The following is a 24979-nucleotide window of genomic DNA, read 5'->3' on the forward strand; positions in this document are numbered from 1 at the left end:
ATATTTCACAACCTATGGAGGTAATTATATGCGGCAAGTCATTCTTAACAATGGTGTGGAAATGCCGGTGCTAGGGTTCGGAGTCTATCAGATTGCCGATCAAAGCCAGTGTGAACAAAGCGTGCTTGACGCGATCTCAACAGGTTACCGGCTGATAGATACAGCTGCCTCCTATCTGAATGAAGAAGCGGTAGGCAAAGCCATCAGACGCAGCGGCGTAGCCAGAGACGAGTTATTTATTACTACGAAGCTTTGGGTGCAGGACACTGGTTATGCGAAGACCAAGCAGGCGGTGGAGAACTCTTTGAAGCGGCTGCAGCTCGATTATCTCGATTTATATCTAATCCATCAGCCGTTTGGTGATGTGTATGGTTCCTGGCGGGCGATGGAGGAGCTGAACCGTGAAGGGAAAATCCGGGCGATCGGAGTCAGTAATTTCCATATGGACCGTCTGATCGATCTGATTCTTCATAATGAAATCGTCCCTGCCGTGAATCAGGTGGAGACACATCCATTCAATCAGCAGGTCGAAAGTGCAGCCTTCATGAATGAGAACAAGGTTCAGATCGAGTCCTGGGCGCCTTTTGCCGAAGGGAAGAATAACTTGTTCCAGAATGAACTGCTATCCTCAATCGCTGACAAGCATCATAAATCCGTTGCGCAGGTCGTTCTGCGCTGGCTGACTCAAAGAGATGTTGTCGTGATTCCCAAGTCGGTCCGCAAGGAAAGAATGGCCGAGAACTTCAATATTTTTGACTTTGAATTGAGCAGCGGGGATATGAACTCCATTACGGCGCTGGATACGAAAGAGAGCCTGTTCTTCTCCCACCGTGATCCTGAAATGGTCAAGTGGCTTGCCAGCCGTAAACTGGATATCTGATAGAAATCTGGAGGAATCGTCATGCTGGAGGCCATCTTCAAACAACAAAAAGAATTGGCAAAGCTTATTCAACACTTCTCACCAGCGGATGGTGTACTTGAAACAGCAATTCCCCATCTGTTCATTATTAGATATTCAGAAATCTCCGAACCTGCGTACAGGGTGTACAAGCCCGCTTTTTGTGTGATTGCCCAAGGCTCCAAAGAGGTTTTTCTGGCTCAGGAACGATTCGAATACGGGTCAGCCAACTATTTGATCTCTTCGATGAATCTGCCTGTGGTCGGCCAGATTATAAAGGCTTCAGCCGAGATTCCATATCTGAGTTTAAAATTAGAATTTACGCATGACCAAATTTTAGAGGTGATTAACGAGGCTAACATCCGGATCGTACCGAATGACAATGCCAAACGCGCCTTATTTGTAGGTGATATGGAGCATGCTTTAATGGATGCAACATTAAGACTCGTAGAATTGCAGAACCGTCCGGAGGACATCCCTTTCCTTGCTCCACTGATCACTAAGGAGATTCTATATACTCTTCTAAAAGGTCCTTACGGGGTTACCTTAGGCCAAATCGCAATGGAAGGCAGCAATGCATACCGGATCAGGGAAGCCATTGATCAGATTACTACCCACTTCACTCAATCTATGCGTGTTGAAGAGCTTGCCGAAGCCGCGAATATGAGTCTCTCCTCCTTCCATCGCAACTTTAAGGAAGTGACTGGTATGAGCCCGATTCAATTCCAGAAGCAGCTTAGGCTGCAGGAAGCACGGCGTGTATTGCTCTCAGAATCTGCAGAAGCTGCGGAAGTCGCATTCCGTGTAGGTTATGAGAGTGCCTCCCAGTTCAGCCGTGAATACTCGCGGATGTTTGGCTCTCCCCCGAGATCCGATGTGAAGCAGCTAAAGGAAATGTACGATCCTGCGAAAAGCATGGTTTTCTTGGGAGATTAGTACAACATCAGCGCATAGAAGTGAGTTATTCAACAATGCAGCAATTGATGTATTCAGTATCAGGCAGGAATTCAGTGATAGTTGTATTTTGTGCAATTAAAAATAGCGAAAAGGGAGGCTTTCCTCTTATAACTGTATTCTGTACAACTAAATCTGCCCCAATGGCTGAGAACCGAGGTACAATGGCAGTTTAATTGTACGAAATACAACTAAACGGAGAATCGGTTGTAAATCAGTTGATTTAGTTGTACAGAGTGCAATTAAGCATACCGCATACTCCCGGCATATCCCATAGTTGGGTCACTTCAAACCCTTAGCAAGCGATTTGCTAAAGTGGATTCCACTAACGCTTACTTGTGAGCATGAGAAAAGGAGCAGATTGCCGTTGCAATGTACTCCTTTTCTCATGCACTGTAGTATTCTGTATTATTCAAACCATTGTCTAGGCCCCACCGTATGAAATAGTTGTTTCCGATCAGGATTCAGAGCATGCTCAATACGGTTACAAGTAAAATCGCTGATCGGTTTGGGCAGTTCATCTTTGGAGTAGAAGCCGCATTCTAGAATCTCCGGAGAAGTGGGCTGTGGCACTTGATGATTGACGTTATCTGCTATAAAAACAAAATGATGCATATCATGCACCGCTTCATAATACACCCCGGTCAACTCTTCAATCCTAACCTCCAGCCCCACCTCTTCAAACACCTCTCTTTGCGCGGTTTCCTCTGCGGACTCATTGTCCTCCCCTTTTCCGCCGGGCAATTCCCAGTTGTTTTTGCCGTAGCTATGCTTCACTAATAATATTTTACCGTCAGATTCTACAATCACTGCTGCTGCTCCGGTTAATTTGGGCACGATCATTCAACCTCCGGATTTCATTTTATGTAAATAAGATGTGATAGAACTTACAGTGGTTATCGTCCTGCGACGTATTGCATCCAACATATCACGAAACGGGCTGTTCTCGCTCACAAATCAAAACGTCCCGTTGATCTATACAAGCATCATCCGGGACGTTCAAATTACACTCTATTTTTTATAAGGACGGACTATATTCCTCATAGGATAGCACAATATGTTCGTGTGTTAGCGGGCTATGCTCTATGACCGCCTTGCGTTTGGCCTTCAAGACAATTTGTTCAATATCTGCGAAGCTGCATCCGTCAAGGCGCCCGCATACCTCTTCCGTCAACCCCGCTTCCCCTTCGAATCCATTGATCAATAGCTCGATATATTGACGCCTGCTGGATTCATCCGGCAGCGAATAAGTCATCTTCGTATCAAATCTTCTCCAGATCGCCCGGTCCAGTTCATTCTCCAGATTCGTTGCCGCTACAAAAATACTGCTGTCGCCAAAGTCATCCAGACATTGCAGCAGGGTATTTACCGCGCGTGCCATCTCTTTGACTTCATCATTGCTCTCGCGTGTTCTTGCAATCGCATCAAATTCATCCAGAAAGAGGACGCAGGGTGTTGCTTTGGCATATTCGAATATTTTGCGGATATTGCTGCCGGTCTCCCCCAAATGGCTATGAATAACCGCATCCAGCCGAACCAGAATAAGCGGAAGCTCCAGCATCTGAGCCATATAGAATGCGGTCAATGTTTTCCCGGTGCCTGGCGGACCATACATGACCACTTTATTGGGAATGGGTACGTTGTGTTCTTCGAATGTCGCCCGCATCCCAAGTATTGTAATGAACTCCTCAACAATCTTCCGGTTCATCGGGGGCAGCACGAGATGCTTTATTTTTCTGGCACATTCTTTTGGTGTGTAATAAGTCCCCATATCTATACCCTTCGCTCTGGGAAGACGCTGATTGCTGCTGTTTTTATTCATTGTTGTCTGGAAGCTCCTTAAATGTAGCATGAGTTTACATATCCGGTGCAGTTAATACTTTATAGTGACATCTATTTAATCGTAATAATTACTATTTAATCAATATACCTGCTCACTACCTGCGTTGTCAACCAGCGGCCCTCAGAGTTTCTAATCATCCCCAACGGAGCTTGAGGATGAATGGGGCTGGCAAAATTATGATGCGGCAGTCTTGACAGCTACTCAAGTCAGGAGTAGTATTTTGGAATACTTCTAACGTTCCTGGAAGATCATCGAATACTAAGGAGGCCCCCTATGATTGATGCTCTAAGGAAACTCGGCTTGTCCGATCTTGAAGCCCGCTGTTATCTGGCGCTGCACGGTCAGCCCCCTTCTTCAGGCTACGAAGTCTCTAAGCAAGTGTCAGTATCGCGCTCCAATGTCTATGCTGCGCTGCGCGGCCTTGTAGAGAAAGGTGTCTGTCGTGCTGAGGAAGGTGATCCGATTACCTTCGCTGCAATCCCAATCGGGCAAGTTGTGAAGCTGCTGCAATCGGAGTTCGAACGCACTGCCCGCTTACTGGAGAGTGAGCTGACTACCCTGCCGGATACGCCGCCCTTCTTCAGTAACTGGAAAGGAGATCAGCAGGTGGATCTGGCGATCCGCCGCCTCGCCGCCAATGCCAGAGAGGAGATTCTGGTCGATCTTTGGGCAGAGGATCTGCACTGGGTCGAGGAATCGCTGCTCTCAGCCGAGCACCGGGGTACCGCCGTTCATCTCATGGTCATCGGTGAAACGCCGACAGAGCTTGAACATGTCATCGTACATAGTGTGCCGCCGGGGGGACCGCACCGGACACGCAATTTCTCCATGCTGCTGGATAAGGAAACGGCGGTCATCGGTAGCTTCAGCCGGCACGCGCCGGTATCGGCGCTGGAGAGCAACCACCCGGCGGTGCTGAACGTACTGCAGACCTCGTACTTCCACGATGTTGTGATGATGCGGATCGAGAAAGATTTTGCCAGTGAGCTGGAGGACCGGTACGGGAAGGATTATGCACTGATCCGGCGGGAGCATCCCGAGATGCATGCGAAGAACTCCGGCATGTAATGAATTTAATGTATACCTGTGAATTAGAAAGGATGACATGTTTTGAATACAAAAGGCTCGTCCGTACTACATAACCGCTCGTTCCTGCACCTGTGGATCGCACGGATATTCTCGACCAGCGCTTTTCAGATGCTGTCTGTCGCCATTGGCTGGCAGATGTACGCGCTGACTGACAGCGCCTTCCAGCTGGGTCTTGTCGGCCTGGCGCAATTCCTGCCGATGCTCCTGCTGACACTGCCGGCCGGACAGACCGCTGACCGGTACGACCGCCGGACCATCGTCTACCTCTGCCAGCTGATGGAGAGCGTAGTTGTCCTGCTGCTCGTCCTCGGCAGTCTGCAAGGCTGGCTGGGCTCGCTTCATCTGCTGGTCGCCGCCGCCATTCTCGGCGCCTGCCGTACCTTCGAAGGCCCAGCCTCTGCTGCGCTTGTGCCGGACATCGTGGACCGGGAACAGCTGCCGAAGGCCGCAGCCTGGTCTGCCTCCGCAATGCAGACCGCGATGATCGTCGGCCCGTCACTTGGAGGAGTGCTTGTCGTTTGGGGTACTGCCGCTGCCTACATTGCCTCACTGGCAGCGCTGCTGATCTCGACCGTGCTCATCTTCTTCGTCAAGACCGTTCACTTCGTGAAGAAGCTGGACGCCGTCAATATGGACACGTTCCTCAGCGGCTTGAAGTTTGTCTTTGCCCGCAAAATCATTCTCGGCACTATCTCGCTTGATCTGTTCGCCGTGCTGCTTGGCGGTGCGACTGCTCTGCTGCCGATCTTCGCCGAGGATATCCTGAAGACCGGCTCACTCGGTCTGGGGCTGCTGCGATCTGCGCCAGCGGTCGGGGCGATCCTTGTCTCGCTGATTCTAACCCGATATTCGGTGGAGAAAGCAATCGGCAAGACATTGTTCGCCTCCCTCGTTGTATTCGCCTTGGCGACGATTCTGTTCGGGGTGTCCCACAGCTTCTGGCTCTCGCTCTTCGCGCTGTTCCTCATCGGCGCCTCCGACGTCGTAAGCGTCGTAATCCGTTCCACGCTGGTTCAGGTCAACACACCGCAAGAGATGCAGGGCCGGGTCAACGCCGTCAACTCCCTGTTCATCGGCACCTCGAACCAGCTGGGCGAATTCGAGTCCGGTACGATGGCCGGTCTGGTCGGTGCCGTACCAGCGACAGTTATTGGCGGGCTTGGTACACTCGTCATCACCGTTGTCTGGATGTATTGGCTCTTCCCGGTCCTCCGGACGCAGAAGACCTATATGGCGGAGAAAGGGTAATAGAGAGCTGATATTGGAAATTATTCACCTGTAGATAATGGTCTAAATAAAATAAAGTTAAGGCTGCCCAAGGGCAGCCTTATTTGTGCGTTTATAGACACTCTATGCTTCAATACAGTTGGGCAGCCGCCTCAGGAGTAAAGGCTTGAATCTCCTCCACCCTGCCCTCGCGGATTTTCTTTGCCCATGCCGGATCACCCAGCAGCGCGCGTCCGACGGCTACCAGATCGAACTCCTGATTGTCCAGCCGCTTCAGCAGTTCATCCATCCCTTGATGATCCGCTTCCCCGCCTTCAGCGGGATCATTGTCCATGCCTACGGAACCAACAGCAATCGTTGTCTTCCCGGTGAGCTTCTTCACCCATCCGGCGAGACCCAGCTCCGAGCCCGCGAATTCCGGGTCCCAGAACCGGCGGGTCGAGATATGGAAAATATCCACGCCGGCCTGTACCAGCACATCCAGGAATTGCTTCAGCTGCTCGGGTGTATCTACCAGATTCGCCGTGTAATCAGTCATTTTCCACTGGGACAACCGGATGGAAATCGGATAATCCGGTCCGACTGCAGCGCGGACGGCCGCGACAACTTCGGCTGCGAATGTGGTGCGCTTCAGGAAATCGCCGCCATAGCGGTCCGTCCGCTGATTGGTTTGTTCCCAGAAGAATTGGTCAATCAACAAGCCGTGGCCGCCGGAAAGCTCTATCCCGTCGAAGCCAGCCTGCTGTGCATTCACTGCCGCATCGGCATAGGCTTGAATGACGCCGGCAATTTCTTCTTCTGTCATCGGCTCGCTTATCTTGTTCCCTTGCATATCGAGGCCTGATGGCCCGATCGATGGTGCATCCGGGTAAGGCTGGGAACCTGTGGAACGAATCATTCCCATATGTGACAATTGTGGAAAAATAATCCCGCCGGCCTCATGAACCTGTCTGACGACTTCACGCCAGCCGCTCAGAGCGGCTTCGCCAAACAGATTAGGAAGTCCCGGATCACTGCTCGCCGCCGGATGGTCAATCATACCAACGGTGATGATCAGCCCCACCCCATTCTCAGCGCGGCGGCGGTAATACGCTGCCATATCCTCCCCTGGAATACCCTCAGGTGCAAAAGCACGCGCCATCGGTGACATTACGATCCGGTTGGGTATATTTAATTGTTGAACCGTATAAGGTTCAAATAAGGTCTCCAGTGAATGAATTTGCTCCTGCTGTTTAGCCATGGTTAACGCCTCCTGTAGATTGTATGATTATTCTCAAAGCGGGGTATGAATGCAATAGTAACAAGCTCCAGTCCCCCTTTCAACCAACAATCTGCCCAAGTTGTTGCTTAAGCTAGAAGCCGGAAAAACTGTCGTATTGGCAGATCCTATTTGTTGTCTGCCAATAAGGTGATTATAATAAAGGGATTCTACTCTCTACTGAAAGGGGTGTTCCTTGGATGGCTGGCATACTCCCCCCCAACCCGAACGACCCGCGGGTGATTCGGACCCGTCAATTAATTCTGGATGCCTTCATCCGGCAATTGAATATCATGGACTTCAATTCGATAACCGTCGGCGATATTACCAAAGCAGCCACTATTAACCGGACCACCTTTTATGCACATTTCCAGGATAAATATGCGCTGTTCGAAGCCTTTTTGTTAGACGCCTTTACGAATATGGTCCTCCATAAAGTCGATGCAACAGGACCGTTGACCGAAAAGACGCTTCAGGAGCTCATCGTAGCCTTATGTAACTATCATGAAACCAGCCACCGCTGCTTCAAAAGATATGATTCCGTAGCGCTCCTGCTTGAGGAGAATATCAAGCTGCATCTTGAGAAGCTTATCCTGCAGCTTATTTGCGAATCAGACTCAGCTGCAGATTCGAAGCCGCTTGCCACTGCGGCCACCCTGCTAAGCTGGTCCTTATACGGCGTAACCTACCGCTGGAATGTGGAAGGAAGAGCGGAGTCTCCCTCCGAACTTGCGGAGCGGGTCATGCCGCTGATCACGGGCGGATTCCCCATGTTCAATCCGCAAGTTTCCTAATCAGACTGGCCCAGGTGTAAAATCAGCGGCAGCCTCGGACGTGAAAATCATGTCCTGGGCTGCCGCTGTTTATATTGAGCCGACGTTGTGGGGCAATATCGAGATACATAATCGCTGAATGGTGAAGGTTGTCGCGCACACGGTAGATAGATCACCTTGATTTACGTTAGGAGGGAGCGAGTGCTATCAAATCCTGCACAGAATACAACATTTTCTTGGATAAATCGGCTCAAAACCAAGATTGTTGTACAAAATACAACATATTTCCTTTTTCAAGCAACCTTGGTGGAATATTCTTGTATTTCATACAACAATCCTCCCGAACACCCGGCAATCCAGGAATCAAAGTTGTAAAACGTACAACATTTATGCTTACAGTACTTCCTTACTTCTTCCTTACTTCCTTACTTCTTCCTTACTTCCTTACTTCTTCCTTCCTTACCTAAGACTCCCCATTCACCGGTATAGAATCAGTTGTTGCGACTCCTATTATGACTACACTTACCACAATGGGGCATGGTGTCGGTTGGGGCTTGAGGTTAGATTCTCTATCGTACACACTAAAAGGACTTTCCTTCAGGGGAAAGTCTTTTTCTTTTTACCTACCGGCTCTAAGGCGGAAAAACAGCCATCTTTTCTGGCAATTACAAGTAAGCGTAAATTGAAATGTTACTTTTTTTTAAAAAACAAAATACATTTTTTAAACTTATTGAATTATAAGAATGTATATACTTAAAAAAATGTAAATGGAGGATATATTTTTGAAAAAAATCATGATTGTCACAATGGTAGGAGCTATTTTGTTATCCGGATGTGGGGCAAATAATCAGTCTTCAAGTCCGGTAAAGATTGATGGAAATGCGTCAACACCAGCTACATCAATTCCCAATACACTACTATCCGAGACTTTAGATAAGAAAATTGCTATTTATGGTGTTCAAGAAAAATCACAAAAAGACATATTTTCGTCATTAGATGTTGTAATAAATGGAGAAACGAAAACATTCAATTGGATCAATGTAACGAACCCCTCCTTCTATCCTCAAATATCGGTCATTGATTTAGATGCAGATGGAGAAGATGAAATTGTCATTGTTCTGACAAAAGGCGCAGGGACTGGAGTACATGATTCGGAAGTGCATGTGCTTAAATCAGATTTTACAGAAATATCAGTTTCAGATCCAAGAGAATTCGTTCTAAGCAATCTTAACGTTGATCTAAAAACAGATAAGGAAATTCGACAGTATACAGTTTCAGTTGATGGTCAGGAGCACTTATTTGAATTCAGTGAGAGCGATTCAAACGATTGGTTTGAGCAACCGACGGTTCAGAATATATTGAGATTTGGAATAAAGGATAATCAGCTTATTGCGGAGCTACCCATTCAGATTTCAACAGGTAATTATTTAGGGGATGCAATCATTAGATATGCATTTGTTAATGGGAAATTAGAGCCGTTTAAAATAGAGATTACAAAAGAAGGAAACTCATTATGAGCTTCCTTCTTTTAGTCTGAAGTATTAATAGCCTTCAACTTTAAAAAATGTGTGGTCGAGGTGGGGAATTGACGGATTCCGCTGATTCCGTTATTCCAATTCAACCGTCTTGTTCAGATCCGACTTCTCTGTGTCCCGATTGGTGATTCGTTTGAACATATAAGTCGCCATCTCGGCCAGATTACCGCTCTTCCAGTATTCAGCAGCTTCGGCATGAACCTGAATCAGGATCACGTTCGGGTCATCATAGGTGGTCTTCAGGAACGTGTTATAGCCTGCACTCCAGAATTCTTTTTTCTTCTCCAGATCCTCGACAATCCTGGCGGTTCCGCGGATGGAGACATAGGATTTGTCAGCATACACAACATTAACCCTCGGATCATGGAGGATCTCATCGAACTTGCTGGTGTCCTTCTTGGTCAGGAACCACAGGTCTCCGTCAAACTCGACTTCCTGTGTCTTCATGGGACGGGATACCAGGCCTTCGGGTGAGATCGTCGTGAACATCGCTGTATCAATCCCTTTGATAAGGTCTCTGACCGTCTCGACAGCTTCCTGATGACTTTTATCCAAAGTTGACATGCTTATCGCCTCGTTTCTTCCGGGTTATGGGAATAGGATATCCAAATGCGTACCTATTATTAACCCGATTAGGCGAAAACCTATCTTTAACGGTTCAGTCACAGCTTTATCAGCTGGTTCAGTATTCGCCTTTGATGACGAAGAACGAGCCCCGGATCGTTCCGGCCAGCTTAGACTTCTGCCTGGCGAATTTGAACTTTGTCTCCAGCTCCTTGGGAATCTCCATGCCCTCAGAGAGCTTGAATCCGACAGCCCGCTTCTTGGGATCATCCACGGTATACATCACGTTAAGCGCCAGTCCGTCCTCATAAAAGACGTAAGCAAACCGGATATTCTCTACCTGAAACCGCGAGGTCTCCAAAGGCTTGGCCGAAAATTCAAGATCACGTTCTTTTTTCAGAATTCCATTCACATAATCCAGGGTCTCCTGGCTTTCGCTGGCCGGGACAACCGTGAACTCATGCTTGTACTTATTCATGAAGTAACGCGCTTCATTCGCACGCAATCCTGCAAGTGCATCCACTACAGGTGACGACTCCAAGCCGGCCGTAGACACCTCTTTGAAATCAACGATATAAGACATTGCACTTCCTCCTCGGCTAACCCGTTATTTACTTACAACAGGAATCCACATTTCACCTACAACCTGTCCATCCTGCTGCCCCATCTCAACCGATGTATTGGGCCCGCCCACATAGGCGACATCCTTCGCTTCCGGCAGAGCTTGACCAAAAGCAACTCCGGCGAGCTTATTATTCAGTTCATCAGCCGTTGCCGCTTCCCCTCTAACCACCAGGTATTTACCCTTAGGAAACTGGATAACTCTGGCCTCTTCCGGCGCAGCTGCTTCGGTCATGACACCCGCATAATACATCATTTTGTTGTTCACCGCTTCACTCACGGCAAAAATATAGTCGTTCACGGCCATCGCCTTCAACTTATCGAGCCTTCCATCTTCACTGACGGCCTGCCAGAAGTCTGACTTTTCTTTGTTAATACCTGCATAGTCCGTGTAATCGCTCTTAAGCTCCGTGCCCAAGCCGATAACGATGAAGCTGTCTTTTTCCTCTAACGTGTAATTTGCCATGTCTGCAACCATCCTTTGTATTTGAAATTTGTCTTCTTGTCTTGATATGTATATGATAGTCTTAAATCATGTCATAAAATGAAACTGTTTAGGAGACGCGATGAAAAAAGTTGAACGGGTAAATGTGATCATGCGGTATATTAACAACCGGGCCCACTTTACTATTACTGAAATCATGCAGGAATTTAATATCTCCCGTTCGACTGCGATTCGGGATATCCGGGAAATCGAGGCGCTGGGGATGCCGCTTGTCGCTGAAGTTGGACGGGATGGCGGGTATTCTGTGATGCGCAATTCTGTCCTTCCCGTGGTCCGGTTTACAGATAATGAGCTCAAAGCCCTGTTCATTGCCTTCATGGCCACAAGAAACGGGCAGCTCCCTTATCTCAAGAGCCGTCAGTCTCTAACGGAAAAATTACTCGGACTCGTCTCGGAGAACCAGCAGGAGGACCTGTTTCTTCTGAATCAAATTCTGCTGTTTGAAGGGACCAACCCGAACAATCCTGACCTGCTTGATCTGTCTGATCTCCCCCACCCCATGCTGGAGAAGCTGATCCAGATCCTGCTGGTGGACCGCTATTTGCTGATTTCCAGCGAAGTAGCGAGGATCATCCAAGCTTATCCCGTTTATCTTTTGCGCCTCTATCGTGAGAAAAGCCAGTGGCTGATCGAGGCCTTCGACTTAAACGATGAAAGGAAGCGGATTATTCCTGTGGACCAAGTCACCGATGTTGTCCTAAATCCGGATAAAAAAAGATTAAGCAGGAAAAAGATCCTGGAAAAACTGAAGAGTCAGGAAGAAGAAGTCAACCTCGTTCTTGAACTCGGCCCCAAGGCGATTGCCCAATTCAAAAAATATCATCCATTGAAGGTATCGCTCTCCTATACGAATCCTTACCAGAGCACAGCCATTCTCAAGACGTATATCCATGCGGATATGCCCGACGAACTGGCGGAAATCATAAACTGGCTGCTTTTCCTGGGCGGGGATATCAGACTTAAGGAAGCGCCGGAGGAAATCTGGAAAGGGTTAAAAGAGAGACTGCGTTTATTATACCTATAATCAGTGTGCCACCAAATGTACCGGATATTCAGATTGAAATTCTGGCCTCTATACAACCTGTCCAAAAGAGTTTAAAATTTTCAAGGAGTGTAATGACAATATCTTATTTGGCTTCAGGGAACTTATCCGGAAAAGGAGACTTTAGAAACATGCTAGATTCAAACACAACCAGCCTATTGAAAAAAACATTGAGTGCAAGTATCGGTAACCAGGAAATTGCAGGTGCGAACCTGATGGTCATCAAGGACGGCCGCGAGGTGTTCTATCACGAAGACGGCTTAGCCGATGTCGAAGCGGGACGTCCTATCACCCGGGATTCGATCTTCCGTCTATACTCGATGACGAAACCGGTTACATCTGCCGCCATCATGCTGCTGCTTGAGCGCGGACAGATCGATTTGTTCGATCCGGTAAGCCGTTATATTCCAGGGTTCAAGAACCAGCTGGTCGAAAAGAACGGAGAACTGGTGCCTGTCAGCCGGGAGGTTGTCATTCATGATCTGCTGAATATGACCTCGGGACTGGTATACGGAGGAGGAACAGACAAAGCCGCTCTGCATACGGAGGCTTTGTTCCAGGAGCTGGACAGCCGCTTGCACGGCGATAACCGGATGAGCACCATGGAATTCGCCACCCGTCTGGGTGAAGGCCCGCTTTCGTTCGAGCCGGGTTCGTTCTGGCAGTACGGGACCTCAGCGGATGTTCTGGGAGCCATTGTGGAAGCGGTTAGCGGCATGCGGTACGGAGAATTTTTGCAGAAGGAAATATTCAGCCCGCTGCAAATGCAGGATACCGGCTTCTGGCTGCCTGAAGACAAAGGAAACCGCCTGGCCAGAGTCTACCAGGAGGACGGCGAAGGCGGCTTGAAGCTGTATGCGGAGAGCCATCTGGGCATCTACCATCATATGGACCGGGAACCGGCCTACGAGTCAGGCGGAGCGGGCCTGGTCTCAACGATTGACGATGCTGCCAAGTTCACCACCATGCTGATGAACCAGGGCAGCTTGAACGGCGTTCAGCTGCTCAAGCCTAGAACCGTTCAATATATGACTACAGCTGTTCTAAGCGATGGGCAGCAAAAAGGCTTCGATACCTGGCATTCCCTGCAGGGGTATAGCTATGGCAACCAGATGCGTATCCTGAAAGACACCGGAAAAGCCGGAGTGATCGGCGGCCAGGGTGAATACGGCTGGGACGGCTGGCTGGGAGCTTATTTCACCAACAGTCCGCAGGACGGCCTGACCTTCCTGTTCATGATCCAGAAAAAAGATGCCGGCACACTGCCGGTCACTCGCAAGCTGCGTAATATTGTGTTTAGTTCGTTGTAAGAAACCTGCTCTTCTTGTCCAATATACACACAGGGTCCAACTCTTGCTCCGTTAAGAACAAGAATTGGACCCTGTGCTATGAAATGAGAAATTCGCATTTTCACTACGCTCTCTCCACACGCTCTGCTAAGTTACCAGTTCGCGTTCTTCCTGTTCGTCTCAATGACTTCATGGAAACGGTCAGGAAAATTGGTATAGACTCCATCTACACCCCAAGAATAAGCTTTATCCATATTGAGCTGATAATTAATGGTATAGGGCATGACCTTAAGTCCCGCCCGCTTTATCTGCGCCACATAAGACGCGCTGGTCCCCTGGAAATTCGGGCTGATGCCGACAGCATAGGACTTCACATCTGCCAGATAAGCTTCAGTAAGTCTTACCGAGGTATAATCATTCCATACGAGCTGGTACAACGGAATATCCGGGTTGATGGAATGGAACTTCCGCAGACTGGCTGCGCTGAAAGAGTGTATGGCCACTACTTTTTCCAGATCATATTTCTTAATGTATTCATTCAAGAGGACTTCAATATTAATCTTCGGCGTTGATTCCTTGATTTCAAGAACATAGCTGATCTCTTTGCCAAAGGTTTCGAATACCTCATCGAGGGTGGGGATGGTGGTCCCTGCATATATTTCTCTGGCAAACATCGGATACGCCTTATTGAACCACGATCCGGCATCCAGCTGTTTGATCTGCTCCAGCGTCATGTTCCTTACATACCCTTTGCTATTGGTCGTGCGGTTGACTGTATCATCATGGATGACAACAGGAATCTGATCCTTGGTCAGGTGGATATCCAGCTCAATCGAGTCGGAATCCATTTCACGCGCCAGCTCGAAGGCCGGCATCGTGTTCTCCGGAGCATATCCGGACGCACCACGGTGGGCGATCGTATATACTTTTTCCGCCGGATCGATGATTTCTTTCACTTTAACCCGGATGGCCGGGAAGGAAGCGTACAGTGTTGTAAATAAGAGGATAAATATTAGTACATGCATTCCGATAAAATAAGCTTTATGGCTGACAATCTTCTTCATTCCGTCGTCCTCATTTTCCTGTAACCTTAACTTTTGCAAATATTATTATATTAACAGTTAGGGTCATTGAAATCCACATTTTTAATTACAGCGCAATCTAACAGCATAATTCTAAACCGTCTCCCTGCCCGCCGGCGAGTTCATCTTCATGTACCGGAATCCAGAAATATTCAAAGGTTAGACCCGAATCTTCTCCGGATGCTTCTATAGTATGTTCCCACCGGGCCGGGCGCTCTTGAATTAACTCTAACTGATACACATGTCTTTCATGATGTTGTTGTTTATACGCCGCGTAGTACAGATACGTCTTCAAATGCTTGACTAGCCGCAGCTCATCCTTCGTTATTCCTGATTCCTCCAGTATCTCCCGGAATAATGCCGTTACTACACTCTCGCCCGATTCTACAGTCCCGGCAGGAACCTGCACACCAGCTTGCGGGTAGTCCCTGTGCCTGAACACGAGCAGCTTATTGTTATATATAATGTAGGCCCAGACCGTTCATCACATAGGGGCGTACCAGATCAACAAGCAGATCCGTCCGTTCCTTCTCCCCGGCTTTGAACCATTGATACGCTGCGCTATAGATCGCTGACCCTGTCATGGCCGCCAGGATTGTTGTCTGATTGGGGTCTGCTGTATGGGGATGATCTCCTTTTACAAAAATGCGCTCAATAATCTGCTGCAGCAGCTGCTTGATCTTCTCGTCCACCAGCGTAGCAATCGATTTGGAATCCATCCGGCAGATCTCATAAAAATCCAAAATGTACCGGTAAGTCATAAGGATCAGCTCGTTACATATTTCATCTGTGAACTCCAGCGCATGCTCCACGGGTCCGGGAATCATCTTGCGGAAAGCCTGTTCGATGATTTCATCCAGCAACGCATATTTATCCTCGTAATGAGTGTAAAATGTGGCGCGGTTAATGGTAGCTCTCTCTGCGATATCTTTGATGGTGATTGTATCGAAGCTTCTCAGCCGCAGCAACTCACGGAAGGCTTCTCTGATCAGCTGCCCTGTGCGCACAACCCTTGGATCTATCTGGTTAACCATCGCTAACTTCCCCTCTTAGACATCAAATCTTAATCTATGTTGTTTAACCGACTTATCCCCGAGTCTGCCGATTGAATTCAACAGGATGCCGGACTATCATCAATCGTATCAGACATGTGTTGTTTAAACAATGTGTGTTACCTAATTGAAAGGACAGATGAACTTGAATATACAATCAGACAGAATATTAATCGTTGGCGCTGGAGTGATTGGCAGTGTGTACGCACTCCGGTTCGCACGGTCAGGACTTGACGTTACCTTACTGGCCCGGGGCAAGCGGCTGAATGCCCTCCAGAAGAAGGGTCTGCAATACAATGAGAAAGGCACGATACAGCAAATTCCGGTGAAGGTAATTGCGGAGCTCGATAACGATGACATCTATGATTTCATCTTTGTTCCGGTCCGGTATGATCAGGCGGAGTCTGCTCTTGAGGCGATTAAGAATAACAGAAGCCAAACCATTATTACGTTGACCAACACGGTAGGTTATGAATCCTGGCTTGAAATCGTAGGCGAGCGGCTGCTCCCAGGCTTCCCTGGTGCTGGCGGAGACCTCAAAGACGGTGTGCTCTACGCCCAGTTTGGAACGGAGCCTGGGCAAGGGACTATATTTGGTGAAATCAATGGACAGACGACCGAAAGAGTGAATCGTCTTGCCGGACTACTTGATCAGGCAGGTCTAACTAATATAATCGAACCGGATATAAAGGCCTTCCATATCTCACACGCTGCCCTGGCAGCAGTCAACAAGCACTTTTATACGGAGGATGGTACGGGTATGGTGGATTTGGAGACTGCAAGAAGCGACAGTACATTGAGCAAGCTTGCTGCTGATATTAAACGCAATATTAGGCAAGTTGAGCAGTCCGGAATACAGGTCATCCCGCCGGAAACGAAACAGATGGCTGAATTGCCGGAAGAGGACATTATCGCCCGGTACCGCCAGATGCTGAGCAATGACTTCATCATTGATGTTAAGCTGGGGAATCAGGCTGTCAGCAGAAGAGCAGAGATTATGCTGCTGGACATAGCGTTTGGGGATGGACAATTGTTGCAGCAGACTACATCCTAACTATTTCATGCTTAAAAAGCGGCATCTCCCCATTATCTACTGGTGGAAATGCCGCTTTTATTATGATTCAATTTCCCATATACTTCTCCACACCGGCCGGATCCATGAGCACCATCTGTTTATTACCAATCAGCTTGATCAGGCCCGAATCCTCAAACCTGGAGAACTTCCTGCTAATGGTCTCGCGGGTCACCCCGACATAACTAGCCAGCTCTTCACGGGACAGCGGAAGATCAATATGAATACGGCTTCCATGCCGCTTGCCGTATTTGTCACTGAGTTCCATGATCATGCAGGCAATCCGGATCTCCGGATCTTTGGTCGCCAGGCTCTGCGCCAGATTCTCCGTATGGGCGAGTCTTTTGGTTACACTTTTCAGCAGCCGTAGAGAGATCTCCGGATTATCCGTCATTAAATGCTCCATATCATTCCGGGTCAGCATACAAATATTAGTGTCTTTCAGGGCATATGCGTTAAAATTACTAAGCTCATCACTGTTAAAAATACTGAGCTCTCCGAAGAAATCCCCATTCGTCAGAATGTGCAGGATTTGTTCCTTGCCTTCAGGAGTCATTTTGGATAGCTTCACATGCCCCTGTTGAATAATGTACAGCGTATCTGACGGCGCCCCTTCAAGAATTAACGGCTGACCTTTGGTAAACTTGCGGTGCTTAATCATGGCGCTAATTCTGGTGAGGTCATCGTCCGTCAATGCAGCAAAAATCGGTACCTTGCGTGTACAAGGTTCTGCGGCGTGCTGGCAGGAGTGCTCTTTCATACCGTTCCCCCTGAAATGTAGTATTTAGAAGCTGTTTACTCTAATGAGTAACAGATTTCTTATCTTCAACTGCTACGAAGTGACTTGTATCCTCTCCGCAGACCGGACATACCCAGTCTTCAGGCAAATCTTCAAACGCGGTGCCGGCGGCTACGTCCTCATCAGGATCGCCTATTGCCGGGTCATAGATATAGCCGCAGGGTGTACAGATGTATTTCTTCATTCTTCTCAGCTCCTAATAGTTTGTTTTTAGTTCAATCGGGTTTGTACTTCAGCCATAATGGCTTCTATGTTATTGCCGGCAAGATGAATTCCGGTCAGGCTGATCCCCTGTTCTACAGCCGACTTATACGCCAGGGAGGCGGCGGCTCCTTGCCAGGATAACGCACCGGTGATTGTATTAACTTTCACATAGATCCGCGTATAGGCGCCATTCTCTTCTCCGCTGACCGCCACATCGCATTGCCGTTCATCTGTGTTGCCAATGGAGAACAGAGAAATCCCAAAAGCATTAAACAAAGTAACCGGAACCGCTCGGCGGTAAATGGTCAGACTGTCAGCCATGTTGCTGCCGGCAATCCTTCCCTGTTCTATTGCACCGCCCCATAGTCCTTCAACATGCCCGTTAATTTCAGCAACATCACCGGCAGCAAAGATGTTCGGATCGCTGGTTTGCAATTGTTCGTTTACAATAATGCCGTTCCGGACTTGTATAGCCGATCCGCTTACAAGCGCCGTGTTCGGGACAATTCCGATAGAGTATACAACATGGTCACACGGGAGATTAGAACCATCGTCCAGCGTAATCCCGGTAACATAGTCTGTACCCGTAATAGAGGTTACTCCTGCTTGCAGAATCACCTTCACTCCGGATTGTTCCAGAGTCTCCTTAAGCAGGCTGGAGGAGTGCCCGTCCAGCTGTCTGCCCATCAGGGACGGGGCTGCTTCGATCACGGTTACCTCGTAACCTGCTTCGAACAAGGCCCAAGCCGTCTCGATGCCTTGGACACCTCCGCCAATTACGGCTACGCGGCTTCCATCCTGCAGACTATCTTTTAACCGGTCCGCATCGTTCATGTCTCTGATAGTATGGACATTGTGAAGTCCGGCACCTTCGATAGAGAGTGCGCGGTTCTTCGCGCCCATACACAACAGCAGCTTATGATACTCCACCCGCTGGCCGTCTTCTGTCTCTACCATCCGGCGATCCGGCTGGATCGAGGTGATCCGGGTTGAGGTCTTGACGTTTATACGGTTATCCCGGTACCACTTCTCTTTCTTGATCAGCACCTTCTCGCTGTGCAGGTCGGTGAACAGGCCTTTGGTCAGCTTAATCCGGTTATACGGTAGCCCGCTTTCCTCACCTAGAATCGATATTTCTGCTTCCGCGTCCTGATCGCGGATTGCTTTGGCTGCATGGACGGCGGATACGCCGCCGCCAACAATTACATAATGCTTCGTCATAAGTTGTTCCTCCTCCCTAAATTGAGCTCAGCAGCAGATCCGATACAAATTCAGCCGCATTTTTAATTTTCTGGACCTTCTCTGGCTCTTTAGGGGAGAATCTTACTCTAACCGGGAATTCAACATGTGTCATGCCGGTGGTTTTGATGACCTCCGAAGTGCTTTGCACGGTCATATTCGTTCCGTTCAGATAGTCCTGAATGACCTCGATGGCTTCTCCACTCCAGCCGTACGAGCCAAAAGATGCCGCAAGCTTGCCTTCCAGATTCATATGCTGCAGCTCCTTCAGCACATCCTCCAGGTTACCGATCATGTCCGCATATTTAGTAGAGCTGCCGATAAAGACCGCGTCTGCAGAAGCAATGCTGTTCAGAATATCCGCAGTGCTGCTTTTATCCGCATCCCAGACTTCTGTTCCAATATTATTCTCCTGCAGGCAATCCTGAATGATTTTGGCCATTTTCTTCGTGCTGTTCTTGATGGTGGTATATACAATGACTGCTTTTTTACCCTGAGTTGTTTCGCGGCTCATCGTGGCGTACAGATCAATGAATTTACGGATATCCTCCCGGATCAGGAATCCATGGGATGGGGCAATCATGCGGATATCCAGATCCTTGACCGCTTCCAGCAGTGTTCTTACATATCTTCTGTGCGGATGAATAATGGCGGCATAATAGCCCTTGTAATCTTCGGTGATATCAAATCCCGCTTCATCACTGAACAGATTCTCCACAGCTACATGTGTACTGAAGATATCGCAGGGGAACAGGATCTGATCCTCGATACAATACGTGATCATCGTCTCGGCAGTATGAAGGTACGGCGTTTCTTTGAACAGCAGAGTTTTCCCGCCGATATCCAGCGTATCGCCATCTTTAACGACCAGGAAGTTCCGGCTGTGCAGCTTATACATTTCCTGCAGTTCCGGCACAGCGATTTCCGTGCACACGATCGTGGCATTTAGCGCCTGGGATGCAAGGGCTGCCAGGCCGCCGGAATGGTCGGGCTCCGTATGGTTAATTACGATGTAATGAATATCCATGAGGTCAATCATACCGGCGAGACACTCGGCATATTCACGGCCGAACTCCATATCTACCGTATCAATCACGGTCGGCTTGCCCGTTTTTAACAGATAGGAATTATAGGTTGTTCCTTTAGCCAGAATCAGGCGGTGGAACGGAACCTGACGGTTATCTATTTTGCCTACCCAGTAAGTATCCCCGGCGATTTGTTTGAATTGTGTACTCATTTTGTTAACCTCCAATGTTTGATTGATAATCCTTATCAGCAACCTCATTCTATTACGGCTGCCGTACAAAAAGGAGGATTCAAATCAAATTCCGGAAGTTTATGAAACAACTCAACCGTATACTTTTAATGTAGACGATTGAACAGAAGGGGTGGTGCGTATGGTCACAGTTGGACAGAAATAATGAAATTTCTCTTGCAAGTCAGCGTTCAAAATAAAAAGCCAATCCCCATGAGATCAGCTCTTCTTAGCCACAAACGTTATACAATCCGAAGTCAGCCTGACAGGTTCACCTTTTCTGCTGATTTCATATTCCAGCGGTTTTACGAAGCGTTGCTCAACTTCCCAGCCGGCATACTGCTGATCCAGCAGCTCGAACATTCTTGCCGTAGTTAGATTCACTTCAAACATGGGATCGAGTTCTTCCGCTTGTGCGAGGTTAACTTCATGAATGTTCGACGCGATAATAATACAATTCGCTCCATTTTGTTTCGTACCGGCATTCATTTCCTGCAGTTTCCGCTCCAGTGCCTGCTCTGAACTGATATGCTCTAAAGAAGATACGGCTACGATAATATCATACTCATCTGGTTCAATGGTGAACTGTTCAATATCGGATAACCTTGCCACTATGTATTGCTCAACTCCAAATTCCTTACTGTAATGATATAGTTTATCTATAGCCGATTCCAGCAGGTCAACGCATACCACTTTACCATTTCTGTGCTTCAAAGATTCAGCGATAGGAATGCTGTTCCGGCCGATCCCCGATCCCAAATCCAGCACACTTAAGTATTCCCGCTCCTTATATTCCTCTAAAAGGCTGATCACCGTCTTAACAGGCCTGTGAAGCCAGGACCCTGGCTTGAATAAGTCGTATGTATCGTAACAGTCATCATGATATTTCTTCTCTTCGGATCTGATGTTGGCTATTCTGTCCATTGGTTCACCTTACGCTTTCAACGATTCCACTTCATTCTGTATTTGCTTTATTCAGGAACTTCAATATATTCGGATACTCTGGATTTCAGGATTTCTATTAGTTCTTCATCCATAAATCTATAGTCGTCCGGGATATCAAGACAGATTACCTGTTTGTTCCTTAGGGAGTCTGCAAATTTGTCCCTTAGCCTTCTTGTATGCTTCTTCTCCATTACGAATATCAGATCCGACCATCCGATATGTCCTTCGGTCACCTGTATTCTTGCTCCTTCTTCCGTGCCTGCCGACCTTGCTTCGTAACCGTTATATCCGTCAAAAATCTTCTCAGCAGTCAAACTGCGCCACTTATTCCGGCTGCAGATAAAGAGTAGTTTAATGTTGTATCGCCTCTATATTTACTTTGGGATTTCTAGTAATGCGCTCTTATTAATTTGTAGTTTATATTTTCTATGAATTGTTCAATCCTAATCACTTCATCTTCTTCGGGATTCATGATCTCAATAACATATTTTGCAAAACCCATTGGCCAAATATAATACAATTCATTTAATGATAAGGCCGAGGCGCAGCAAGGTGAAATTATTGATAAATCATTAAACTGGTTGGAGCTTTTTGTATCCATTTGCTCAGCCCACCAATCGGGTTGTAAATACGTCATACAATGATTGCATCTAATCCCTTCAAAATTCGATCCACTATCTATAAATGTTACTTCATTATATAGCTGTTCACTTATTTCTTTGTTAACGGTCATTAATCTCATTTGATTTTTAATTGCATTTCTCTCTTTTTCGCCGGGGATGGTTTTCTCATGCTTTGGTATGATTTTTACAATGTAATTAGACATTATCACTCCTCCTATTCCCTGCTTGAACTGCAGGCTGGCCGTAACGAGCATGCACGTAAGCTTTAACTGTATTATGTACAACTAAAGCGATCGATTATTGCGTTGAGAGTGTTTTAATTGTATTTTCTACAATTAGAATCATCATATTTCGTAAGAGAAGACTTTCCGCTATTTTTAGTTGTACAGAATACAATTAAACCGTCAAATCAGGTTTATCTCCATGATTTAACTGTACGAAGTACAGTTATTTGCTATGGACTCCACATTAGTTACTTACTCTCAATAGATTTGAAGGCGTAGGCTTCTAAAGAGCAGGACATTTTTAAGTTCGATTTATTTAGTGAAATAGAATTATACTTCATGTGTTAACGTCTAACATAACCACATTTCCAAGAAAAGGTGATTGCATCAACTCTATGGTATCTTTCTATTTATCTACGGTCAATCTCATTTCTGGCTCTTAAGATGGGGTTATCTATAATAATTTATAGCATTATAAAGAAAAACCCGCATTATATGCGGGTTCCAGACGATAACTACGCCAAATATCTTCCCGTAATCGAATGCTCCGCAAGAACAATCTGCGAAGGTGTGCCCTCGAATATGACCTCGCCGCCTTTACTGCCTCCGTCCGGTCCCATATCAATGATCCAGTCTGCCTGGCTGATCACATCGAGATTATGCTCGATGACGATCACCGTATTGCCGGCATCCACCAGCCGGTTCATGATCTCCATGAGGTGGCCGATGTCGGACATATGCAGGCCGGTCGTCGGCTCATCCATCACATAGATGCTGCCTTTCTTATGCAGCTCGCTGGCCAGCTTAATGCGCTGGCATTCTCCGCCCGAGAGCGTGCTGAGCGGCTGGCCGAGTGTAATATAGTTTAGCCCCACATCACTCATAGCCTGAAGCTTGCGCACCACCTCTTTGAGCTGGAAGAACTCAAGAGCCTGTTCAACAGTCATCTCCAGCACCTCGGCAATGGATTTGCCGTTCAGCTTGTAGGCAAGCACTTCCTCCTTGAACCGTCTGCCTCCGCACACTTCGCAGGGCAGCTTCACGCTGTCGAGGAAACCAAGGTCTGTGTACACGACACCAAGTCCCTGGCAATTCTCGCAGGCGCCCTTGGAGTTGAAGCTGAACAGCCCTTGATTTACCTTATTGGCTGCGGCAAAAGCCTTGCGGACATCATCCATAATCCCCGTGTAGGTAGCGGGATTGGAGCGTGTTGAGACGCCAATCGCCGATTGGTCAATAACGATCGTATCCGGATGCTGACTGAGGAAGACATCATTAATCAGCGTACTTTTGCCCGAGCCTGCGACACCTGTTACCACTGTAAGTACTCCTGTAGGAATATCCACACTTACATTCTGCAAGTTGTGCAGAGAGGCATTCTGGATGGACAGCCTGCCGGAAGACGCCCTGCAATCCTGCTTCAGCTGAAGCGGACGTTTCATATGAGTGCCTGTCAGCGTTCCTGATTCCAGCAACCCCTGGAAGCTGCCTTCATAAACAATATTACCGCCCCGGCTGCCGGCGTGAGGCCCGACATCGACAATATGATCCGCCAGCTTGATAACATCGGGATCATGTTCAACGACAATGACGGTATTCCCTTTGTCGCGAAGCTTCTCCAGCAGCTCATTTAACCGGTGGACATCCCGCGGGTGCAGACCTACGCTGGGCTCATCGAAGATGTAGGTGACATCCACCAGGCTGCCGCTTAGATGCTTCACCATCTTGACGCGCTGTGATTCTCCGCCGGATAGCGTATCGGTCTCACGGTCCAGCGTCAGGTAGTCCAGCCCGATATCGACCAGATGCTGCAGCCGCTCCGCCAGCGACTTGACGACCGGAGCTGCGGCAGGTTCCTCTATCTCCCGGATGGTGCGGATAAGCTGCCCGACTTCCATAGCGGACAGCTCCGCAATGTTCCTTCCATTGATCCGGCAGCTGAGCGCAGCCTGGCTAAGTCTTGCTCCATGGCAGCTGGAGCAGGTGCCTTCGGTGATGAACGGGGCGACCATTTTTTGCGTACGCTCAGATTTGGTCTTCACATCCTGTTTGATATACTTGCCCGTGAACTTCTCAATAACACCTTCTACCGTAATGTTAGTTGCCTTCCCGGCAAAATCCATCTTCACTTTCCTGGCCTTGCCGTGCAGCAGCTGTTCCAGCTCCGCATCTGAATATTCGCTTAGCTTCTTGTCCAGATCGAAGTCACCCGCCTGCACGATCATGTTCCAATCCCAGCCGCCGACTGCATAATCCGGCAGCATGAGGGCTCCATCATTCAACGACTTGGACATGTCCACGGCCCGGCTCATATCGACCCCCAGCTTGCGGCCGATCCCGTTACATTCGGGACACATCCCTTGCGGATCGTTGAACGAGAACATGTTCACTCCGCCTACATGGGGCTGTCCCACCCTGGAGTACAGCAGACGGAGAATAGGCGAGATGTCGGTTATCGTACCCATCGTGGAATGAGAACCGCCGCCCAGCCGCTTCTGATCTACGATAACAGCCATGCTCAGGTTCTCGATCCCGTCTGTATCCGGCTGCGGATAACGCGGAAGGAAGGTTCGCACGAACATGCTGAAGTTCTCGTTCAGCAGCCGCGTGGATTCAGCAGCAATCGTATCGAAGACGATGGATGACTTGCCGGAGCCGGATACTCCGGTGAAGATGGTAATTTTTCGTTTCGGGATACGCAAGGATACGTTCTTAAGATTGTTCTCCCTTGCACCGGATATCACGATATACTCCTGATTCATTTCGTTCATGCTTAGCATCCCTCCAGGTGGTATAGATTTCTTTTGTTTCTATTATCCTTAGCTTTTGTTTACGGCATTGCCTCATGATTTTGAAAAGATATATTATAGTTATATCGTTGCTGTA

General features: G+C 48.0%; 26 protein-coding genes. 9 read left to right on the forward strand and 17 right to left on the reverse strand.

Going from position 1 to position 24979, the window contains the following annotated elements; translation table 11 throughout:
• Nucleotides 1-28 precede the first annotated feature (28 nt).
• Together NYE33_RS23130 and NYE33_RS23135 are read left to right on the forward strand one after the other, a co-directional pair.
• Complete coding sequence (locus tag NYE33_RS23130) at nt 29-880, forward strand: aldo/keto reductase (RefSeq protein ID WP_042137343.1); 852 nt, start codon at nt 29-31, stop codon at nt 878-880.
• 21 nt (nt 881-901) lie between these two features.
• Nucleotides 902-1834, forward strand: coding sequence for an AraC family transcriptional regulator (locus NYE33_RS23135; protein ID WP_076245882.1), 933 nt, complete (start codon nt 902-904; stop codon nt 1832-1834).
• 426 nt (nt 1835-2260) lie between these two features.
• Here NYE33_RS23135 and NYE33_RS23140 read toward each other — a convergent pair whose 3' ends face one another.
• Nucleotides 2261-2689 (reverse strand): NUDIX hydrolase, encoded by a 429-nt coding sequence (locus tag NYE33_RS23140; protein ID WP_341067779.1) that lies wholly within the window; start codon nt 2687-2689, stop codon nt 2261-2263.
• A gap of 181 nt (nt 2690-2870) precedes the next feature.
• A complete protein-coding gene (locus NYE33_RS23145) occupies nt 2871-3674 on the reverse strand; it encodes an AAA family ATPase (RefSeq protein WP_341067783.1) in 804 nt (267 codons plus the stop codon).
• A 294-nt stretch (nt 3675-3968) separates the two neighbouring features.
• Between NYE33_RS23145 and NYE33_RS23150 the strand changes: the two genes are divergently transcribed.
• Nucleotides 3969-4763, forward strand: coding sequence for a TrmB family transcriptional regulator (locus NYE33_RS23150; RefSeq protein WP_042137336.1), 795 nt, complete (start codon nt 3969-3971; stop codon nt 4761-4763).
• A gap of 42 nt (nt 4764-4805) precedes the next feature.
• Complete coding sequence (locus tag NYE33_RS23155; protein ID WP_042137335.1) at nt 4806-6032, forward strand: MFS transporter; 1227 nt, start codon at nt 4806-4808, stop codon at nt 6030-6032.
• A gap of 109 nt (nt 6033-6141) precedes the next feature.
• On the opposite strand, the gene NYE33_RS23160 is transcribed toward NYE33_RS23155, so the two are convergent.
• Nucleotides 6142-7251: an NADH:flavin oxidoreductase gene (locus NYE33_RS23160; protein WP_341067785.1), complete on the reverse strand. Its 1110-nt coding sequence runs from the start codon at nt 7249-7251 to the stop codon at nt 6142-6144.
• Nucleotides 7252-7469: 218 nt separating this feature from the next.
• Between NYE33_RS23160 and NYE33_RS23165 the strand changes: the two genes are divergently transcribed.
• Together NYE33_RS23165 and NYE33_RS23170 are read left to right on the forward strand one after the other, a co-directional pair.
• On the forward strand, nt 7470-8063 hold the full coding sequence (locus NYE33_RS23165; RefSeq protein ID WP_042137331.1) for a TetR/AcrR family transcriptional regulator: 594 nt from the start codon (nt 7470-7472) through the stop codon (nt 8061-8063).
• A 761-nt stretch (nt 8064-8824) separates the two neighbouring features.
• Entirely contained in the window at nt 8825-9559 is a 735-nt protein-coding gene (locus NYE33_RS23170) for a hypothetical protein (protein WP_336100402.1), read from the forward strand.
• Between the two features lie 90 nt (nt 9560-9649).
• Here the strand turns inward: NYE33_RS23170 and NYE33_RS23175 are convergent, their stop codons facing one another.
• The 3 genes from NYE33_RS23175 to NYE33_RS23185 all read right to left on the reverse strand — a co-directional run bounded on the left by NYE33_RS23175 (nt 9650) and on the right by NYE33_RS23185 (nt 11228).
• A complete protein-coding gene (locus tag NYE33_RS23175) occupies nt 9650-10141 on the reverse strand; it encodes a pyridoxamine 5'-phosphate oxidase family protein (protein WP_042137328.1) in 492 nt (163 codons plus the stop codon).
• Between the two features lie 118 nt (nt 10142-10259).
• On the reverse strand, nt 10260-10724 hold the full coding sequence (locus NYE33_RS23180; RefSeq protein ID WP_042137326.1) for a hypothetical protein: 465 nt from the start codon (nt 10722-10724) through the stop codon (nt 10260-10262).
• Between the two features lie 24 nt (nt 10725-10748).
• Complete coding sequence (locus NYE33_RS23185) at nt 10749-11228, reverse strand: GyrI-like domain-containing protein (protein WP_042137324.1); 480 nt, start codon at nt 11226-11228, stop codon at nt 10749-10751.
• A 100-nt stretch (nt 11229-11328) separates the two neighbouring features.
• On the opposite strand from NYE33_RS23185, the gene NYE33_RS23190 reads away from it, so the two are divergent.
• Nucleotides 11329-12291, forward strand: a complete 963-nt coding sequence (locus NYE33_RS23190) for a helix-turn-helix transcriptional regulator (protein WP_336100404.1) — start codon at nt 11329-11331, stop codon at nt 12289-12291.
• A 176-nt stretch (nt 12292-12467) separates the two neighbouring features.
• On the forward strand, nt 12468-13619 hold the full coding sequence (locus NYE33_RS23195) for a serine hydrolase domain-containing protein (RefSeq protein WP_341067788.1): 1152 nt from the start codon (nt 12468-12470) through the stop codon (nt 13617-13619).
• Between the two features lie 131 nt (nt 13620-13750).
• Here NYE33_RS23195 and NYE33_RS23200 read toward each other — a convergent pair whose 3' ends face one another.
• The 3 genes from NYE33_RS23200 to NYE33_RS23210 form a co-directional block, all read right to left on the reverse strand.
• Nucleotides 13751-14662: a glycerophosphodiester phosphodiesterase family protein gene (locus NYE33_RS23200; protein WP_042137318.1), complete on the reverse strand. Its 912-nt coding sequence runs from the start codon at nt 14660-14662 to the stop codon at nt 13751-13753.
• Nucleotides 14663-14759: 97 nt separating this feature from the next.
• Entirely contained in the window at nt 14760-15122 is a 363-nt protein-coding gene (locus NYE33_RS23205; RefSeq protein ID WP_341067790.1) for an NUDIX domain-containing protein, read from the reverse strand.
• A gap of 13 nt (nt 15123-15135) precedes the next feature.
• Nucleotides 15136-15714 (reverse strand): TetR/AcrR family transcriptional regulator, encoded by a 579-nt coding sequence (locus tag NYE33_RS23210; RefSeq protein ID WP_341067792.1) that lies wholly within the window; start codon nt 15712-15714, stop codon nt 15136-15138.
• A gap of 163 nt (nt 15715-15877) precedes the next feature.
• Here NYE33_RS23210 and NYE33_RS23215 point away from each other — a divergent pair, with 163 nt between their 5' ends.
• Nucleotides 15878-16786, forward strand: coding sequence for a ketopantoate reductase family protein (locus NYE33_RS23215; RefSeq protein WP_042137312.1), 909 nt, complete (start codon nt 15878-15880; stop codon nt 16784-16786).
• 67 nt (nt 16787-16853) lie between these two features.
• Here the strand turns inward: NYE33_RS23215 and NYE33_RS23220 are convergent, their stop codons facing one another.
• The 8 genes from NYE33_RS23220 to NYE33_RS23255 all read right to left on the reverse strand — a co-directional run bounded on the left by NYE33_RS23220 (nt 16854) and on the right by NYE33_RS23255 (nt 24864).
• The gene (locus NYE33_RS23220) at nt 16854-17564 is read right to left on the reverse strand and encodes a Crp/Fnr family transcriptional regulator (RefSeq protein WP_042137310.1); all 711 of its coding nucleotides are present in this window, start codon (nt 17562-17564) and stop codon (nt 16854-16856) included.
• Nucleotides 17565-17604: 40 nt separating this feature from the next.
• Nucleotides 17605-17787, reverse strand: coding sequence for a rubredoxin (rd, locus tag NYE33_RS23225; RefSeq protein WP_039307922.1), 183 nt, complete (start codon nt 17785-17787; stop codon nt 17605-17607).
• Nucleotides 17788-17813: 26 nt separating this feature from the next.
• Complete coding sequence (locus NYE33_RS23230; RefSeq protein ID WP_341067793.1) at nt 17814-19028, reverse strand: NAD(P)/FAD-dependent oxidoreductase; 1215 nt, start codon at nt 19026-19028, stop codon at nt 17814-17816.
• A gap of 16 nt (nt 19029-19044) precedes the next feature.
• On the reverse strand, nt 19045-20283 hold the full coding sequence (locus NYE33_RS23235) for an FprA family A-type flavoprotein (protein WP_340786127.1): 1239 nt from the start codon (nt 20281-20283) through the stop codon (nt 19045-19047).
• Between the two features lie 237 nt (nt 20284-20520).
• On the reverse strand, nt 20521-21225 hold the full coding sequence (locus NYE33_RS23240) for a class I SAM-dependent methyltransferase (protein ID WP_042137305.1): 705 nt from the start codon (nt 21223-21225) through the stop codon (nt 20521-20523).
• Nucleotides 21226-21272: 47 nt separating this feature from the next.
• A complete protein-coding gene (locus NYE33_RS23245; RefSeq protein WP_042236460.1) occupies nt 21273-21602 on the reverse strand; it encodes a low molecular weight protein tyrosine phosphatase family protein in 330 nt (109 codons plus the stop codon).
• Between the two features lie 32 nt (nt 21603-21634).
• Nucleotides 21635-22072: a hypothetical protein gene (locus NYE33_RS23250; protein ID WP_341067794.1), complete on the reverse strand. Its 438-nt coding sequence runs from the start codon at nt 22070-22072 to the stop codon at nt 21635-21637.
• Nucleotides 22073-22608: 536 nt separating this feature from the next.
• The gene (locus NYE33_RS23255) at nt 22609-24864 is read right to left on the reverse strand and encodes an excinuclease ABC subunit UvrA (protein ID WP_341067795.1); all 2256 of its coding nucleotides are present in this window, start codon (nt 24862-24864) and stop codon (nt 22609-22611) included.
• Nucleotides 24865-24979 lie beyond the last annotated feature (115 nt).

Source organism: Paenibacillus sp. FSL R10-2199, from assembly GCF_038000235.1.
GTDB lineage: Bacteria > Bacillota > Bacilli > Paenibacillales > Paenibacillaceae > Paenibacillus_AQ > Paenibacillus_AQ phytohabitans.